The sequence below is a fragment of the Bryocella sp. genome (assembly GCF_058498515.1).
The window spans coordinates 158,103-175,705 of sequence record NZ_JBMHYI010000041.1 but is presented as its reverse complement, the minus strand read 5'-3'; the positions used below and the strand labels follow the sequence as shown (position 1 = coordinate 175,705).

The 17,603-nt window shown below is 61.1% G+C and carries 16 protein-coding genes; 9 read left to right on the top strand and 7 right to left on the bottom strand.

The features are described 5' to 3' along the window. The 6 genes from AC5E6W_RS11260 to AC5E6W_RS11235 form a co-directional block, all read right to left on the bottom strand. Nucleotides 1–423, bottom strand: coding sequence for a MarR family winged helix-turn-helix transcriptional regulator (locus AC5E6W_RS11260; protein WP_491752387.1), 423 nt, complete (start codon nt 421–423; stop codon nt 1–3). Nucleotides 424–558: 135 nt separating this feature from the next. Next, a complete protein-coding gene (locus AC5E6W_RS11255) occupies nt 559–1,347 on the bottom strand; it encodes a dienelactone hydrolase family protein (protein WP_491752386.1) in 789 nt (262 codons plus the stop codon). Between the two features lie 53 nt (nt 1,348–1,400). Continuing rightward, a complete protein-coding gene (locus AC5E6W_RS11250; protein WP_491752385.1) occupies nt 1,401–2,159 on the bottom strand; it encodes a Stp1/IreP family PP2C-type Ser/Thr phosphatase in 759 nt (252 codons plus the stop codon). A gap of 85 nt (nt 2,160–2,244) precedes the next feature. Then, nucleotides 2,245–3,081 carry a PGN_0703 family putative restriction endonuclease gene (locus AC5E6W_RS11245; RefSeq protein WP_491752384.1) on the bottom strand — a complete coding sequence of 279 codons (837 nt, stop codon included), beginning with the start codon at nt 3,079–3,081 and terminating at the stop codon, nt 2,245–2,247. Nucleotides 3,082–3,119: 38 nt separating this feature from the next. Then, the gene (locus tag AC5E6W_RS11240; RefSeq protein WP_491752383.1) at nt 3,120–4,184 is read right to left on the bottom strand and encodes a HoxN/HupN/NixA family nickel/cobalt transporter; all 1,065 of its coding nucleotides are present in this window, start codon (nt 4,182–4,184) and stop codon (nt 3,120–3,122) included. 45 nt (nt 4,185–4,229) lie between these two features. Next, a complete protein-coding gene (locus AC5E6W_RS11235) occupies nt 4,230–5,684 on the bottom strand; it encodes a sensor histidine kinase (protein WP_491752382.1) in 1,455 nt (484 codons plus the stop codon). An 18-nt stretch (nt 5,685–5,702) separates the two neighbouring features. Here AC5E6W_RS11235 and AC5E6W_RS11230 point away from each other — a divergent pair, with 18 nt between their 5' ends. The 9 genes from AC5E6W_RS11230 (at nt 5,703) to AC5E6W_RS11190 (ending at nt 16,378) form a co-directional block, all read left to right on the top strand. After that, complete coding sequence (locus AC5E6W_RS11230; protein WP_491752381.1) at nt 5,703–6,854, top strand: histidine kinase; 1,152 nt, start codon at nt 5,703–5,705, stop codon at nt 6,852–6,854. Between the two features lie 16 nt (nt 6,855–6,870). Then, the gene (locus AC5E6W_RS11225; RefSeq protein WP_491752380.1) at nt 6,871–7,554 is read left to right on the top strand and encodes a response regulator transcription factor; all 684 of its coding nucleotides are present in this window, start codon (nt 6,871–6,873) and stop codon (nt 7,552–7,554) included. 197 nt (nt 7,555–7,751) lie between these two features. After that, on the top strand, nt 7,752–9,410 hold the full coding sequence (locus AC5E6W_RS11220) for an outer membrane beta-barrel protein (protein ID WP_491752379.1): 1,659 nt from the start codon (nt 7,752–7,754) through the stop codon (nt 9,408–9,410). 114 nt (nt 9,411–9,524) lie between these two features. Beyond that, nucleotides 9,525–9,611, top strand: coding sequence for a K(+)-transporting ATPase subunit F (gene kdpF, locus AC5E6W_RS11215; protein WP_491752497.1), 87 nt, complete (start codon nt 9,525–9,527; stop codon nt 9,609–9,611). Further along, nucleotides 9,611–11,374, top strand: a complete 1,764-nt coding sequence (gene kdpA / locus AC5E6W_RS11210) for a potassium-transporting ATPase subunit KdpA (RefSeq protein WP_491752378.1) — start codon at nt 9,611–9,613, stop codon at nt 11,372–11,374. Before kdpF ends, kdpA begins: the two co-directional genes overlap by 1 nt. A 15-nt stretch (nt 11,375–11,389) precedes the next feature. Further along, the gene (kdpB, locus tag AC5E6W_RS11205; protein ID WP_491752377.1) at nt 11,390–13,438 is read left to right on the top strand and encodes a potassium-transporting ATPase subunit KdpB; all 2,049 of its coding nucleotides are present in this window, start codon (nt 11,390–11,392) and stop codon (nt 13,436–13,438) included. A 26-nt stretch (nt 13,439–13,464) separates the two neighbouring features. After that, complete coding sequence (kdpC, locus tag AC5E6W_RS11200; RefSeq protein WP_491752496.1) at nt 13,465–14,019, top strand: potassium-transporting ATPase subunit KdpC; 555 nt, start codon at nt 13,465–13,467, stop codon at nt 14,017–14,019. A 261-nt stretch (nt 14,020–14,280) separates the two neighbouring features. Beyond that, nucleotides 14,281–15,552 carry a multicopper oxidase family protein gene (locus AC5E6W_RS11195; protein ID WP_491752376.1) on the top strand — a complete coding sequence of 424 codons (1,272 nt, stop codon included), beginning with the start codon at nt 14,281–14,283 and terminating at the stop codon, nt 15,550–15,552. 25 nt (nt 15,553–15,577) lie between these two features. Continuing rightward, nucleotides 15,578–16,378, top strand: coding sequence for a hypothetical protein (locus tag AC5E6W_RS11190; RefSeq protein WP_491752375.1), 801 nt, complete (start codon nt 15,578–15,580; stop codon nt 16,376–16,378). 4 nt (nt 16,379–16,382) lie between these two features. Here the strand turns inward: AC5E6W_RS11190 and AC5E6W_RS11185 are convergent, their stop codons facing one another. Next, a complete protein-coding gene (locus AC5E6W_RS11185; protein WP_491752374.1) occupies nt 16,383–17,600 on the bottom strand; it encodes an EAL domain-containing response regulator in 1,218 nt (405 codons plus the stop codon). Between the last annotated feature and the right edge of the window lie 3 nt (nt 17,601–17,603).

The following is a 17,603-nucleotide window of genomic DNA, read 5'->3' as shown; positions in this document are numbered from 1 at the left end:
TCACGCCTCGGCCAATCTGCGGATGATGCCTACCGCAGCGAAGAGCGTGCTGCGCTCCTGCTCGTCGAGTTGCGCGATGGCGTTCGCGAGCCAGAGGCGCTTAGCTGCTCTTGACCGCGCGCGTTCTGCGTGGCCCTCGGGGGTGACGGCGATGAGCATTTGGCGGCCGTCAGTAGGGTGAGGCGTTCGTTCCACGAACCTGGCATCCTCGAGCGCCTGGACGGCGACGCCCATCGACTGTGGCTTCATGCCTTCGGCGCGCGCGAGGTCGGCAGCCGTCTGCGGGCCACTGCGCGCGAGCCGCCCCAGGACCATGGATTCGGTGAGGGAGAGCTGTTCATTCAGCGCGGAAGCACGGGCGCGACGGACGATGAGGCCCATGGCCTGGATGAGTTCGTCGATTTGTTGTTCAGTGGCAGGCATCTGATCCGTCTCTACCTAAACAGTATGGCTTATCAGTTTGTCTGTCAATATGGAGGCGTGTCGGCGCGGACCACGAAAAGAAAAACTCCCCCACAAGGAGGGAGTTTCTCATGGCCAAGCTGCGGGACGAATGGGCTAATGCTTGGTGTTGGTGTCCTGCTGGAGCTCCAGCGTACCGCCGCCTACAGCGAGGGTACGGTGGAAGAGATCAAGTGCGAGGCCGAACATGGAGCGGGCGTGTTCGGGGTCGTAGCGGACGCCTTCATCGCGAAGGAAGGCGTGTGCGCCGTTGACCTCGTGCCAGTTGAGCTTAGCCCCGACCTCATTGAGGCGGTTCAGTACCGCCATGCGGCCCTCCGTGGGAATGTGCGGATCCTGGCGGCCCCAGACCATGAGCAGCTCGCCCTTGATGTCGCCGGCGCGGGCCATAGAGTTGTCGTTCATGCCTGCGCCGAGGCCACCCTTGTGGATGTCTGTGGCATAGAAGCAGACGGCGCCACGAACCTCGGGGTTCATTGCGGCGCGGAACGCCAGGTGGCCGCCAATGCAGATGCCCATGACGCCGAGCTTGCCGGAGCAGTCCGGACGCGAAGCCAGGTGGGCCAGCACGGCGCGGGCGTCGTCGTCGTAGGCCTGGACGGTCTTGGTGGTCTTCAGGGCGTTGCCGCGGTCGGAGCCCGCCTGGTCGTAGGCGAAGACGGTGCCGAGGGGCTCGTACTCGTGATAGATCTCCGGGATCGCGACCACGTAGCCGTGTCCGGCGAGCTGCACCGCGGTGCGGTGGATCGGACTGGTGACCTGGAAGATTTCGCTGTAAAGCGTAATCCCCGGGAAGCGGCCTTCTGCCGCGGGCCGTACGATATGCGTCCGCATGGCGCCGGTGGGGGTCTCGAGGTCTACGTACTCGTTATCGATTACGACCATGACTGGTATCTCCCTTTCGCCGCTGCGGACAGTTCCCCGCATCACGAGCGATGCTACGCTGCTGCCTCGGTCACCCGGATGACGAAGCAGGTAATGTTGTCCGAGCCGCCGCCCTCGCGAGCGAGCGAGATGAGTTTCTCGCAGGCCGAAGACGCGCTCGGGGCTTCGTTCAGAACGAACCGGATCTCCTCATCGGAGACGTGCCGGGTGAGACCATCGGAGTTCAGCAGCACTACGTCGCCCGGCGCTAATACTTCGTGGAAGAGGTCGGGGTGCACGTCAGCTTCGGCGCCAATGGCGCGCGTGATGACGGACTGAAGTGGAGAGTCTCTGGCCTGCTCCAGTGTGATGAGCCCCAACTCTACCTGTTCCTTGAGATACGAGTGGTCCACGGAGACCTGGCGAAGCTCGCCATTGTGAAGCAGGTATGCGCGGCTATCGCCCACGTTGAGCACAGCCAGGTCGTTGCCACTCACTCGAGCTGCCACCAGCGTGGTTCCCATGCCCCGAAAGCGCGTGTCGAACGCAGCGCGGGAGCAGACGGTGCGGTTGGCGGCGGCAGCGGCGCGTTCCATGGCCAGCGCGGTCGTCGTAGCTCCATTGCCGGGGACGGCGCCGAGTTCCTGCTGGAAGATGTTGACGAAGGTGTCCGCTGTGAGGGCGCTGGCGATCTCGCCCCCAGCAGGACCACCCATGCCGTCGCAGACGATATAGAGATGGAGAGCGTCGTCGGAGGCGTAGACGTCCTGGTTCACGCGGCGCACCAACCCTACGTCGGTCATGGCGGCGGATTCCAGAACAACTGACGACACGTACGTGCTCCCTGGCGCTGCGCAATCGCGAGCGCCTTCGTTCCCTCGGGCAGCGCGCGCCCTTGGCACACGAACTTCCCTTCGGCTACCGCCCGAGGATACCGTATTTTGCGGCAAGAAAACCGCTGACCGTCGTCGGGGTGGCCATTGCCAACTCCTGCCAGGTGATGATGCCCAGCCGGCTGCGCAGCTCGCTGGACCGAACCGCGGTCAGGACGCGGAACCAGGCCTCGCGCAGGTCTGCCCTCCGGGCATCGCACAGGACCACAAACCTCGCATGACGGTGGGCGGCGGCGAGGGCGCCGCGGATGAGCTGCCAACCGGCAAAGCCCACCGAAGTTCGGGGAAGCTCGTCCAGATCCAGATGCTCCTCGACGCCCTCATAGCGCAGGAGGCGATCGCGGGAGGCGCTCCCGAATCCGCCTTCGGTAAGCTTGGCTTCAATGAGAAGATCCCCGAGGCGCATGTCGATCTCCGTCCGATCCACCTCGCCACGCGCCATCGGAAGCAGGACGCGGACACCGAACTCGGGACGCAGACCGACGTCGGTGCCTAGAAGGTCGCAAAGGCTGGGCCGATGCGTGATTCCCGGATAGCAGAAGAGGTTCATCAACAAGGCATCGGAGCTGGACGCGCAGTCGAGCTCCGCGCGATGGCGGTCGCCAGACCGGGGAACGCGGCTGCTGGAGGTGTAGGCCTTGTCGAGACGTCGAGACCATGCTGGATCTGCAAGGATTCGACGGTAGGAGGCAGGTAGAAAATTACCATGGCGACCCTGTTCGTCAGCCATGTATAGCACGCTAGGCGTGGGGCCGATGGTTTCTTCATGTGCGTGGCTTACTTCGGCACGCTGGAGATTGCGTGCGCTCAGCTCGCGACGCAGCGACCCGGCGGAGAGCAGTGGATGGAGGGAGTCACTCACCCGAACAGGATAAGCGAAGACGTGGCGAAGATGGAAGATCAGTCCCCGGTTGCGGAGGACTCCAGCTCGTCAAAGCCGCGCCACTTGTAAAAGGCCAGCGAGAAGGCCCAGCTGAGCACGAAGATGCCGATGATGGCATAGCCAAGCATGCCGAAGTTGTCATTCAGATGCCCAATGAACTGCCAGAAGACTCCGTCGAGGTGTAGACGATTGCCCATCAGCCCCAGAGCCTCGATTCCGCCAACAGCGAGCGCTACGACGACAGAGACTGAAGTGATCGTGAGGTTGTAGTAGAGCTTGCGAATCGGCTTCACGAAGGCCCAGCCGTAGGCCCCGAGCATGAGGATGTTGTCCGTGGTATCGACCAGGCTCATACCGGCGGCGAAGAGCACGGGGAAGATGAGGATCGACCATAGCGAGAGGCCGTGCGAGGCGCTGGTGGCGGAGATGCCCAGGACGCCAACCTCGGTGGCGGTGTCGAAGCCAAGGCCGAAGAGGAGGCCGAGGGGATACATATGCCAGCTCTCGCGGATCATGGCGAACATAGGCCGGAAGAGTTTCGCCAGCAGGCCACGGCTGTTGAGCAGGAGGTCGAAGTCCTCGTCGACATAGGGCTCGCCGCGACGGACGCGGGCGAAGGTCTGGTAGATCGACCGCAACACAATCAGGTTAACCAGGCCGATCGCAAAGAGGAAGAGTGTCGAGATGAGGGTTCCGATGAAACTTCCGATGGATTGAAACCCGGCAATACGTTGCTGAAGTGCCCTCGCCGAAGCTGCGAGTACGACTGAACCCACGATGACAACGGTGGAATGTCCGAGCGAGAAGAGCAAGCCGACGGAGACGGGCTTGCGGCCCTCCTGCATCATCTTGCGGGTAACGTTGTCGATAGCGGCGATGTGGTCGGCGTCGACCGCGTGGCGGAGGCCCAGGCTGTAGGCGAGGAAGGCTGTGCCCAGCAATACAGGATAGGGATGGAAGGCGATTGCGGCCCAGATCCACGCAGCGAGATTGAAGACCAGCAAAAACGCATAAATAGCGATCACGCGCGCACGAGTGCTTGTCCCATCGCCTGCCTGTCCACTTGCTCGCACCGAAGCCATAGGCTTTAACTCTACCCTGCCGTCAGCGCTTCGCCGTGACGCGCCTCACCCACGTTCTGGGGGAGCAACGGCCAGCGTGAAGGTGAAAACCGATCCCTGGCCGGGCTGGCTGGTCACCCAGATGCGGCCTCCGTGGGCCTCCACGATGGCCCGGCAAATCGCCAGCCCCATGCCCGTTCCGGAACTCACGGGCCTACGGTTGGGTGAGCGATAGAACTTGTCGAAGATCAGCGACTGTTCCAGGGGGTCGATACCGAAGCCCCGGTCAGCGATACTGCAAGCGACCTGTCCGCTGTCAATTTCGGCGCTGATGAAGATGGGTGTGTCCGGGTTGGAGTACTTGGCCGCGTTTTCGATCAGGTTGTCGAGAACCTTCTCCATCCACACCGGATCGGCCATCACGCGTGGCAGCGACGCCGGCAGCCGCACCTCCACGGGATGGCGCTCAAGCAAGGGCTCGTTTTCCCCAATGGCCTTCTGCATCATGTCGCCGAGGCTCTGGGGCGTGAGGTTCATGCGAACCTCCTGGCTGTCGAGCTGCGCCATGTCGACGGCCTCGGCCACGAGGCGATTCAAGCGGTCGGCTTCCTCATCGATGATGGTCAGCAGTTCGCGTGAGCTGGCTGGAGGAAGCTGAGACGTCAGCATCGTCGTGACCGAAGCCTTGATGGATGTCAGTGGCGTGCGCAGCTCATGCGTGATGGAATCCATCATCCAGCCACGCAGCCGTTCGCTCTCGCGCGAAGCTTCGGCTCGTGTGAGTTCCGAGACGGCGCGGGCGCGGTCGAGCGAGATGGAGACCAGGCCACCGAGCGCTTCGAGTGTCTGCGTCGACAGCTTGACGCCGCGCAAGATGACGACTCCCCGCGGGCGCACGCCGGTGCGCAACGGGATCACGGATTCGTTAGAGGCCGGGCTGAAGGTCACCGCGGGGGAGTTCGAGAGCTCCTGCAGCTGGGCGGTGGAAAATGCGGCCGGCCAGTCGGGACCGGAGCGATAAACGCTGTCGCTGTCAAGCAGATAGAAGACGACGGAGTGCGCTCCGCTGGCCGCTTCGATCGCCGCGGGGATGGCATTGGTCAGCGGAATGATCTCGTCGGTCTGGAGCAGGCCGCGACCCAATCGGTAGAGCACCTCGAGTTCAGCCTGACGCGCCTTGGCGTCGTGCGACTCCATGCGGATTCGGTTTGAGGAGCGGCTGGCGAAGACCGACGTGATGAGGAAGACGGTGAGAGCCAGGATGTTCTGCGGGTCTGATACGGTAAACGTGTTGACCGGCGGCAGGAAGAAGAAGTTGTAACAGGCCGTCGCGATCAGCGAGGAGATGATCGCATAGCGGAGCCCCCAGTTGGCTGCGATGAACAGGATGAGCAGAAGAAAGCTCAAAGCGACCGTGGTGGGATTGGCATGGATCACCGAACGGAAGAACGCCGTGATGGCTGCTAGCCCCGTCAGGATGATGAGCCATCGAGCTGCCGCAATGAGCCGTTTTGAGTTCACGAGCTGGATTGTACTGCGATGAGCGAACGAGATATTGCACGGAAGCGCCCTGAAGATTGGCTGGAGTCCGCTGAGGCGGCGGAGTCTGGCGGCCGGCCTCGTGGGCGGTTCAAGGTCTTTCTCGGCTACGCACCCGGGGTAGGTAAGACATTCAGCATGCTCAACGAAGGCATCCGCCGCAAAAGCCGCGGCGAAGACGTCGTCATTGCCATCGTCGAGACCCACGGCCGCTCCGGCACGACCGCCGAAGCCGAGAAGCTGGAGGCGGTGCCGCGGAGGCAGATCGACTACAAAGGCACTCTCTTCGAAGAGATGGACGTAGACGCAGTGCTGGCACGGCAACCTCATGTCGCCCTGGTCGATGAGCTGGCCCACACGAACGTCGAAGGCAGCCGTCATCACAAGCGTTATGAGGACGTTTTCGATTTGCTGGATGCCGGCATCGATGTGCTAACGACATTGAACGTACAGCACATCGAGAGCCTCACGCCACGGGTGCAGTCACTTACCGGCGTCATTGTGCGGGAGACCGTTCCGGACTGGGTGCTGGATCGAGCGGATGAGGTGGTGATGAACGACCTCACCCCGGAGGCGCTCGCCGAGCGCATGCGCCGCGGCGACATCTATCCGATGGATCGAGTCGAGCGGTCGCTACAGAACTTCTTCCGTCGCGGCAACCTGATCGCACTGCGTGAGATGGCGCTGCAGCGTGTGACGCGGGCTGTGGACCGAACGTTGGACACCTATGTAAAGCGCAAGCAGCTCGGCGGACACTGGATGGTCGCGGAGAAGGTTGCAGTGTGCGTCAGCGCCAGTCCGGGGTCGCGCGATCTCGTTGCGCGGGGCGCTCGCCTGGCCGATGCGATCGGAGCCGAGTTCTTCGTACTGCACATGGACACTGAGGCCGACACGCTCCCCGATACCGCTCGCGCGCTCGAGGAGAACTTCGACTTCGCCCGCAATCTCGGGGCGAGCATCGTGCACCTCAAGGGCAGCAACGTTGCGGCGGCAACCGCGCAGTTTGCGGCGCAAAATCGCATCACGCAGGTGCTCTTTGGCCGCTCCGCGTTGACCGGCCTCAAGAAGTATCTCTATTTCCTCGCGATCAGTCGCTTCATGCGGGACGCTCCGCACGCAGATCTTCACATCATCACGCAGGAGCATCGCTGAGATGAAGATTCTTGTGGTGGACGACGAGCGGCAGATCGCGCGCGTTCTGCGCACTTCGCTGGAGAGCTACGGCTATGAAGTGATGGTGGCGGAGAACGGGATCGCAGCGCTACAGAAGCTCAAGCACTTCGCCGCAGACCTGATCATCACCGATCTGTCAATGCCGGAGATGGATGGTGTGGAACTTACGAGAGAGGTTCGCAAAGTGAGCGAACTGCCTATCATCGTTCTCAGCGTTCGTGAACAGGATGCAGCGAAGATACTGGCACTCGACAACGGCGCCGATGACTACGTCACCAAACCCTTCAGCATGCCTGAACTGTTAGCCCGTGTGCGCGTTCAACTGCGACGCCGCAGTTCCCAGGAGCAGCCTGCGCTGTCCATTGCCGAAGGCGATTTCTCGATCGACGTCGAAGCGCACCGCGTCCTGGTTCGTGGTGAGGAACTGCACCTTACGCCGAAGGAGTTCGACCTGCTGCTCCTCCTGTTGCGAAACTCCGGTCGCGTAATGACTCATCGCACGCTGCTTCGTGCGATCTGGGGGCACGCCGGCGAAGGTCAGCCGGAGTATCTGCGTGTGCTGGTGGCGCAACTGCGCAAGAAGATCGACCGCGATGAGGGGCCGAGCTATATCCGTAGTGAACCATGGGTTGGTTATCGTCTTGAGGCGGATCCGCAGGCGGACTTTACGACTTCTTAACGCCCTCTCTACGGACTTCCTACCGACGCCGGATGTGTACTCAAAATCGGTGTGTGTAGGAAATCCTCTAGATGATGAAACTCGTAAGCTCTTGCTTCTATCGCCTTTCTCTTCAATCGAGCCAACCTGTGATGGAGGTCACGGCTACCGCCGATGGCCGCGCGGATGCTGATCACGCATCGTCCGGAGGTTGTGCCATGATGAGGCCACGTACTGCCAGCGCAGTCGTTCTTGCGCTTACGTTCCTTGTGCTCGTGTTCGCAACTCCGGAGCGGGGCTTCTCGCAGGAGCAAAACACAACTCCACCCGATCAGGACTCCGTCACCGAGCTGCAGAAGACCGTCAATACGCTGCGGGACGAGTTACAGCGGCTGCAGAACCGGTTGGAGATTCTCGAGGCACGCGAGCGCGCCCAGCCCACGCCCAACACGCATAGCTCGGCGATGCCATTATCGGCAACACGTGCGGCAACGGCTCCTGCTTCAGCCGCGCCCGCGGTTGCGGCTACCACTTCTACATCGGTCGCGCCAGCATCCACTCCCGGATGCTGCGCACCCGCGACACCAGCCAGTGTTGTGAAGGGTCCCAACCCGCATTCCGATCCGTTCTCCTTCGCGGATTTCACATGGCTGACAGGTAACGCGCGCACGGAGGATACTCCCTACGCAACGAGCTTTTTCACGCCGGAGATCCGTGCCGACATCGACTACGTCTACGACTTCCACCATCCGCAGGACGACACCATCAGCGGATCGAGCGAGGTCTTTCGTTCGAGTGAGGTGCAGGTTACACAGCTCGGCGTCGGTGGCGACTTCCACTTCGACAACGTGCGCGCAAGACTTATGACGCAGTTCGGCATGTACGCCACCACCACGCCGCGCAACGATGCGAGCCCTTCGCGTGGGCAGTGGGACCTCGCCGACGCGTATCGTTACGTGTCTGAAGCCTATGGCGGCTACCACTTCAATGTGCAGCATGGCATCAACGTCGATGCCGGCATCTTCATGTCTTACATCGGACTGTTCTCGTACTACCAGTTCGATAACTGGGCGTATCAGCCGTCGTATGTCTCGTCGAACACGCCGTGGTTCTTCAATGGTGTTCGGGTGCAGTGGTTCCCCACCGAGAAGCTGAAGATCGAGCCGTGGTTTATCAACGGCTGGCAGTCATACGGGCGCTTCAACAACCGGCCAGGACTCGGCGGCGAGATACTGTATCGCCCCAATGGCAACTGGTCGATTGTCGGCAACCAGTATGGTTTTGGCGAGGATGCTCTTGGTGTCACGCACCGTACTCGATATCACACCGATGACAGCGTGCAGTACAAGTACCTTGACCAGCCCACGCACTTCCTCAGCAAGGCGGCGGCATCGCTCACCGGCGATGCAGGGTGCGAGACCGGCGGCGGCGTGAGCTGCTTTGGTAACGGCAAGAACGGTCCCAAGCAGAGCTTTCTCGGCTTCATGGCGTACAACCGCCTCTGGTTCGACAAGAATCACTACGCTCTGACTCTTGGCGGTGGTGAGATCAATAACCCCGGCCGCTACCTTGTGCTGCTGCCACCCATCAATGGAGCGACTGCTGCCAGCGGCACGCCGTACTTCACAGAGAATCCCGGTGATCCGTTCAAGGCGTGGGATACGTCCGTTACCGCGGACTGGATGCCGAGCCAGTACATTACATGGCGTCTGGAGTACAACCACCGCGCAGCAAGCGTACCGTACTTCACCGGCCCTGGTGGCGTAACGCCTCCTGGAGGCAACACCGGCCCGGCAGGATCCGCGGTAGCAGGCTGGACGCCGGACCTCGTTCGCAGCGAGAACCGCATTACCGGCGCCATCCTCGTGAAGTTCTAGTTCCAGGAGAAATGAAAGACATGGACCTCCTCTACCTCGCAATCACTCTCATTCTGTTTGGAGCCGGGCACGCCTACATCGAGGCGTGTTCCCGGCTGAAAGGCAAGGCTCACCGTGGTTGAGAACATCATCCTGCTGCTGATTTCCGCAGCCGTCATGGTTTATCTCGTTTATGCTCTGCTGCGCCCGGAGAAATTCTGATGACGTTGAATGGCTGGGCGCAGATCGCGCTCTTCTTCGCACTCCTCCTACTGCTCACAAGACCTATCGGTCACTACATGACCGCGGTCTTTGAGCGGCGCAAGACCTTCCTCGATCCGGTGCTGATCCCAGTAGAACGCTTGCTCTATCGCGTCACAGGCATCGATCCCGCTGAGGAGATGCACTGGACGATCTATCTCGTAGCGATGCTGCTTTTCAGCCTCGCTACGCTGGTGCTCACCTACGCGATCGAGCGCCTGCAGGGACACTTGCCATGGAACCCGCAGCACCTTGCAGCGGTAGCCCCGGACCTGGCATGGAATACGGCGATCAGCTTTACGACGAACACGAACTGGCAGTCGTATACGCCTGAGACCACGATGAGCTATCTCACGCAGATGCTCGGGCTGGCGACGCACAACTTCTGGTCCGCGGCAGTGGGCATCGCACTTGCGGTGGCGTTCATCCGTGGCATTGCGCGCCGCGAGATGAAGACCCTGGGCAACTTCTGGGTCGACATCACGCGTGCTTTGTTGTGGGTACTCGCACCCATCTCGTTCGTCTTCGCGCTTGCTCTCGTCTCGCAGGGCGTGGTGCAGAACCTGAAGCCCTATGACACTGCGAAGCTCGTCCAGCAGCAGACTGTGACCGGGACGGATGGCAAAGCAACGACTGTCACCACACAGAGCATCGCGCAGGGCCCGGTGGCTTCGCAGGAAGCCATCAAGATGCTCGGCACCAATGGCGGCGGCTTCTTCAACGCCAATAGCGCGCACCCGTTCGAGAACCCAACACCGCTGACGAACCTGCTGCAGATGCTCGCGATCTTCCTCATTCCGGCAGGCCTGACGGTTGTGTTGGGCGAGATGACGAAGTCGCCGAAGCATGGATGGGCGGTATTTGGAGCGATGAGCGTGCTGTGGCTCGCCGGAGTCGGCACAACGTACTGGGCGGAATCGCAAGCCAACCCGCTGCTGCATGGCGTGGACCAGCAGGTGAGCGCGCAGCAGAGCGGAGGCAATATGGAGGGCAAGGAGGTTCGCTTCGGTATTGCGAACACGGCACTCTTCGCTTCGATCACGACTGACGCCAGCTGCGGCGCTGTGAACGGCATGCACGATTCTTTCTCACCGATCGGCGGCATGATGCCGCTGCTGAACATGATGCTCGGCGAGGTAGTTTTTGGCGGCGTTGGCGCGGGCCTTTATGGCATGCTGATCTTCGTCATCATGGCGGTCTTCATTGCGGGCCTGATGGTTGGCCGAACACCGGAGTACCTCGGCAAGAAGATCGAAGCGTACGACATCCAGATGTCGATGCTGTACCTGCTCATCTTCCCGCTGGTGATCCTCGGCTTTACAGCCATTGCCGTGCTCTCGCCGAAGTTCGGGCTATCGAGCCTAGCGAACCAGGGACCGCATGGGCTTTCAGAGATCCTCTATGCCTATACCTCGGCGACGGCGAACAACGGTTCGGCCTTTGCAGGACTCAACGCAAACACGCACTGGTACAACACCACGCTGGGGCTTGCGATGTTCTGCGGCCGCTTTCTGATGCTGATCCCGATGCTGGCTGTGGCCGGCAACCTGGCGGCGAAGAAGAGCGTGCCTGCGACGGCGGGAACGTTCCCTGTGACGACGCCAATGTTCGCGACACTGCTGGTGGGCGTGATTCTCATCGTCAGCCTGTTGACTTTCTTTCCGGTCCTCTCGCTGGGCCCCATTCTCGAGCACCTGCTGATGCATGCCGGCAGGAGCTTCTAAGGAAGAGCGAACGCTATGAGTGCAAGTCAAAATAGAAAAACGCGTAGCCTCTTCGACCGCGATATCATCCGTCGCGCCAGCGTGGACGCGGTCCGCAAGCTGAGCCCGGTTGTGATGATGCGCAACCCGGTGATGTTCGTTGTCGAGATCGGCAGTGTACTCACGACCATCCTGTTGATCGTAGATGGCATCCACAAAGTCGGCCACTTCAGCTTCGATCTTCAGATCACGCTTTGGCTGTGGTTCACCGTGCTCTTCGCGAACTTTGCGGAGGCAATGGCTGAGGGCCGGGGCAAGGCGCAGGCCGACGCCCTGCGTAAAGCCAAGTCAGAGACGATGGCCGTACGCGTTGTCAAAGATGATGTCACTGAACAGGTACCGAGCTCCCAACTGCGAGTCGGTGACATCGTCCGGGTCATCGCAGGGGAGATGATTCCCGGCGATGGTGAGGTGATCGAAGGCGTCGCGTCGGTGGATGAATCTGCGATCACGGGCGAGTCCGCGCCGGTCATCCGCGAGGCGGGCGGTGACCGTTCGGCGGTGACTGGAGGCACGCGAGTGCTCTCCGACGTCATCGTCGTGCGCATCAGCTCCAACCCCGGTGAGACCTTTCTCGATCGCATGATTGCGCTGGTCGAGGGCGCGGAGCGACAGAAGACGCCAAACGAAATCGCGCTGAATATCCTGCTCTCGGGTCTCACGATCATCTTCCTGCTGGCAGTAGTGACGCTGCAGCCGTTTGCGATTTACTCCGGCGCACCGCAGACGATCTTCGTACTGATCTCTCTGCTCGTGTGTCTCATCCCAACGACGATCGGTGCGCTGCTCTCGGCCATCGGCATCGCCGGTATGGATCGCCTGGTACAGCACAATGTGTTGGCGACCTCCGGCCGTGCGGTTGAGGCCGCCGGTGACGTTGACACGCTGCTGCTGGATAAGACGGGCACGATTACCATCGGCAATCGTCAAGCCTCGGCGTTCCTTCCGGCGCCAGGAGTGTCGAGTGCGCAGCTTGCCGATGCTGCGCAGCTCTCTTCCCTACCTGACGAAACTCCTGAAGGCCGCTCGATCGTGGTGCTGGCGAAGGAGAAGTATGACCTGCGCGGCCGTGAGTTGGCTTCGCTGAATGCGCAGTTCATCCCCTTCAGCGCGACCACACGTATGAGCGGTATCGATATCGATGGCCGCATCATTCGCAAGGGAGCGGTCGATGCGATTGCCAACTACCTCGAGAAGCTCGGAAACCCGATGCCGAAGGAGGTTCGCGACACGGTGGAGGAAGTCGCGCGCACTGGCGGCACGCCACTTGTTGTGGCGGAGAACAATCGCGCGCTGGGAGTGATTCACCTCAAGGATATCGTGAAGGGTGGGATGCGCGAGCGGTTCGAGCAGCTGCGCGCGATGGGCATTCGCACCATCATGATCACGGGGGATAACCCACTGACCGCCGCTGCAATTGCGCGCGAGGCGGGTGTGGATGACTTTCTCGCAGAGGCCAAGCCGAAGGACAAAATGGACCTCATCCGCCGCGAGCAGGCACAAGGCAAGCTCGTGGCAATGACGGGCGATGGCACCAACGATGCTCCCGCGCTGGCTCAAGCCGACGTTGGTGTGGCGATGAACTCGGGAACCCAGGCGGCGAAAGAGGCCGGCAACATGGTGGACCTGGACTCGAACCCAACCAAGCTCATTGAGATCGTGGCCATCGGTAAGCAGCTTCTTATGACGCGCGGCGCACTGACGACGTTCTCGATCTCGAATGATGTGGCCAAATACTTTGCCATTATCCCGGCGATGTTCGCGGGCGTGTTTCCGGTGCTGAATGCGCTCAACGTGATGCATCTACATTCGCCGGAGTCGGCGATTTTGTCGGCCGTGATCTTCAACGCACTGGTGATCGTTGCGCTGATTCCCCTGGCGTTGCGCGGCGTGGCTTATAAGGCGTTGCCTGCCGCCACGCTGCTGAAGAAGAACCTGCTGGTCTACGGTCTGGGCGGTATTCTCGTGCCATTCCTTGGGATCAAGCTCATTGACATTGTGCTTACGCTGACACATCTCGCATAAGCAAGGAGGCTGACGTGAAGAACGAAATGAAGAAGTTGATTGTGACCTCCCTGCTCTACACGATCGTCACAGCGGTGCTGTTCGGGCTCGTATACCCGCTGGTGACGACCGTGATCGCACGGGTGGCTTTCCCGCACCAGGCGGATGGCTCGCTCGTCTATAACGCGAAGGGTGAACCGATCGGGTCGCATTTGATCGGGCAGTCGTTCGCGGGTGATAGCTACTTCCATAGCCGTCCCTCGGCTGCTGGTGCCGGGTACGACGCGAGTTCGTCGGGGGGATCGAACCTCGGACCAACCAACAAGGCTCTGATGGCGCGTGTGGACCAGTCTGTAGCTGCCGAGGGCGCGAACGCTCCCGTAGACCTGGTGACGGCATCCGGCTCGGGGCTCGATCCCGACATCACGCCTGCGGCTGCGTTGTTCCAGGTGGAGCGGGTGGCGAAGGCACGCGGGCTCTCTGCTGATGTTGTTCGTGCGTTGGTGCAAGCACACGTCACGCCACGGCAGATGGGGGTACTGGGAGAACCTCGTGTCAATGTCCTGGAACTGAATCTGGCCCTGGATCAAACGGCTCGTTAGGAGCCCATCCGAAGTCTGCGATGAGATGAACGGAAGTTCATGGCGGGTTCCTATCCAGCGATGCGACGCTGGATAGGAACCCGCTCTCGTTTTGGCGTGATGATACGCATCACCGTAGGGCGGGAGAGAATCGGTGATACTCGACTCATGGCAGATGGCAGGCGGCGGGAGCTGACACGGCGGAGCCTCGTACGATCGGGGCTGGCTGCAACTTGTGCCAATTTCGCTCCGCTCCATGCCTTTGCCGCAACTCCAGACGTGATGCTGGAGATTGCACCGTATACGGTCGAACCCTCTCCGAAGCACCATTACAAGACGCTGGCCTATAACGGCCAGGTGCCGGGGCCGCTGCTGCGGATGCGTTTGGGTCAGCCTATTACTGTTGAGATTCGCAATCGTTCGCCTCGTGAAGAGGTAGTGCACTGGCATGGTCTTTTCCTTCCGTCGGAGATCGACGGGGCCATGGAAGAAGGCACGCCGATGATCCCTGCAGGCGAGACGAAGCAGTACATGTTTCGACCGGAGCCTGCGGGCTTTCGCTGGTATCACACGCATACCTTTGCGGGGAACGATCTGAGCGCGGGACAGTTCGGTGGACTCCATGGCTTCCTGATGATCGATGGAGCGCAGCAGCCGAACGTCGATCGCGAGGTCTTCCTCGGACTGCACGACTGGGGCGGGCAGATGCTCGCGAGCGATGATGGCTCGATGATGCCAAGCTATGACGTTTCGACGATCAACGGGAAGGCTTTGGGCTTCGGAGATCCGATCCGCGTGAAGCGCGGCGACCGTGTGCTGCTGCATCTGCTCAACTCGAGTCCGACAGAGGTTCACTGGCTAGCTCTCGCTGGACACAGCTTCCAGGTCATCGCACTCGACGGCAATGCTCTTGCACCGGCACAACAGCGAACGGTTTCCATGGTGCGGCTGGCGCCTGCAGAGCGCATCTGCGCAATCGTGACGATGAATAACCCAGGCGTGTGGGTGCTGGGCGAAGTGAGGAAGCATGTGCAGGCCGCGGGCATGGGGATCGTCGTCGAGTACGAGGGTGCGAGCGGAAAGCCGGCGTGGATTCAGCCGAAGAGTCTCGAATGGGACTACATGCAGTTCAGCGCGCGAAATCTTCCGGTGGCGTTGGATGCCATGAACCCTGAAGACGTGGCCATTCCGTTGAAGCTGGTCTTCTCTTCAAAGTTCCAGGGACATGGCTCTCCCGAACGCTGGACGATCAACGGCAAGAGCTACCCTGAGACCGATGAGCCGGTGCTGCAGCAAGATAAACGCTACCGTTTAATTCTCGACAATCAGAGTCACGACGATCATCCCCTGCATCTGCATCGGCACCTGTTTGAGGTGAAGGCAATTGATGGCGCGACGGGGCTGCGCGGGATTACGAAGGACACCGTGCTGGTGCCTGCGCACACTACCGCCGAGGTCGAGTTCGTCGCCCGGCATCCGGGGCGAACGTTGTTTCACTGCCATCAGCAGGACCACATGGATCGTGGCTTCATGATGGTGTTTCGTTATGCATGAGAGAGATTTGAGGAGAGACGTGCGCATGTGGTCGTTGCAGATAAGAGTTGCAGTAGTGTTCCTGCTATTGGGAGCGTGGGCTGGCGCGCGCGCGCAGGGCAACTACGAGATCCAGGTGTACGGGGCGGATACGGTGGCTCCTAAGACGCTGATGGTCGAACTGCACTCCAATTACACCGTAACGGGACAGACGAGACTCATCGACGGGGTCTATCCGACGAATCACCAGGAACACGAGACGATCGAGCTGACCGAGGGCGTAACCAATTGGTCCGAGGTTGGCTTCTACATCTTTACCAGCGAGCAGGACGGCCACGGCGTGCAGTGGGTCGGCGACCACATACGACCGCGTGTGCGCGTACCCGACAGCTGGCACTGGCCAGTGGGCGTGAGCCTATCGACGGAGGTTGGCTACCAGCGCGCCGTGTACTCGCCCGACACGTGGACATGGGAGATTCGTCCCATCGTCGACAAGACGATCGGGCGATGGTACTTCGCCGTGAATCCTGCCCTGGAGCGCACGTGGCATGGGCCCGACGTAAACCAGGGACTGGCCTTCTCGCCAGGAGCGAAGATCGGCTACGACTTCACGAAGAAGATCAACGCCGGCTTTGAGTACTACGCGGACTATGGCGATCTGCGCAGCTTCGATGTGCTGCATGAGCAGCAGCAGCAGCTCTTCGTGGTGACAGATCTGAACGTGTCGCCCGCGTGGGAGATCAACGTTGGTGTAGGCCTGGGCGGAACGAGCGCAACGGATCACCTGATAGTGAAAGGCATTCTGGGGCGGCGCTTCGAGTGGGGTCACCACTCTCCGGTGGATTGATCGGTCAGGCCGCGAGGTACCGCGTCATCCAGCCCATCAAGTCACACTCGGCCAAGGGCCGGCTAAAGAGATAACCCTGCACGATATCGCACCCGTCACCGCGCAAGAGAGCGAGCTGCTCCTCGGTCTCCACACCTTCGGCCACGACGCGCAAGCCCAGCGCATGGCCCATCTCGATGGTCTTCTGGACCAGGACACGATCCCCAGAGTTCAAATGGAGACGTGAGACGAAGGAACGGTCGATCTTGAGCTCTGTTGCCGGAATGTGTCGAAGCTGCTGCATCATCGAGTAACCGGTGCCGAAGTCGTCCACAGAGAGGCCAATTCCCTTCATCCGCAGGCGCGTGAGCACGTCGAGGGCGCTCGATAACTCCTCGATGCGGCCACCCTCCGTGATCTCCAGAACGATGCGGTCCGGAGACACGCGGTACCTCTCCAACAGAGTGGCGAGTGTGTCTGGGAAGCTCAAATCCAGCAGCGAAGATGCCGGTATGTTGATGGAGAGGGTCGGCGTGGCATCGGAGACCTGCGCCATGCGCTGCAGTGCGGCCAGGCTCTGGGCCGCCACCTCCCAGTTGAGCCTGTCGATCAGATTGGCTGCCTCAAGACGAGGGAGGAAGCGATAGGGAGGCAGAACGCCAAGCCGCGGGTGGTTCCACCGCACCAGGGCTTCCAGACCCACCATGATCCCCGACTTGAGATCGACCTGAGGCTGAAAGTGCGGCACGAATTCATGCTGGGTGAGGGCACGCTCCAGCTCATGGTCCAGGCAGCCGTCCAGTTCGGCGGTAGTGCAGAGATTCGAGGCGGGCCGGATGACCTGCGGGCTCGAAGCCTGGTGCCGGGAGACCATCAGCTCCAGATCGGCGCGGCGGAAGGGCTTGGCGAGGTGGCCGACGATCTTCAGCCCGAGGGCAGCGGCCAGGTCTTCAGCGCTCTCCATGATCCTGGTTCCGAGCCCGCTCATCACGATGAGGCCCGCGTCGCAACCCTGCCGATTGAGATGGCGTAGCAACTCGACGCCGTCCACCTTGGGCAGCGCCAAGTCGAGGATGATGAGATCCACGTCAGGCGCCATCGCGTCGAGAAACTCGGCGGCCGTCGTGGTGAGGGTCGCGCGCAGCCCCATGTGCTCCACCACGTCAGCCACGAAGCCGCCGAGATCGCAATCGTCATCGATGATGAGTACGCGAGGCATGGGGAGTGGCGCGGATTGGGACATAGC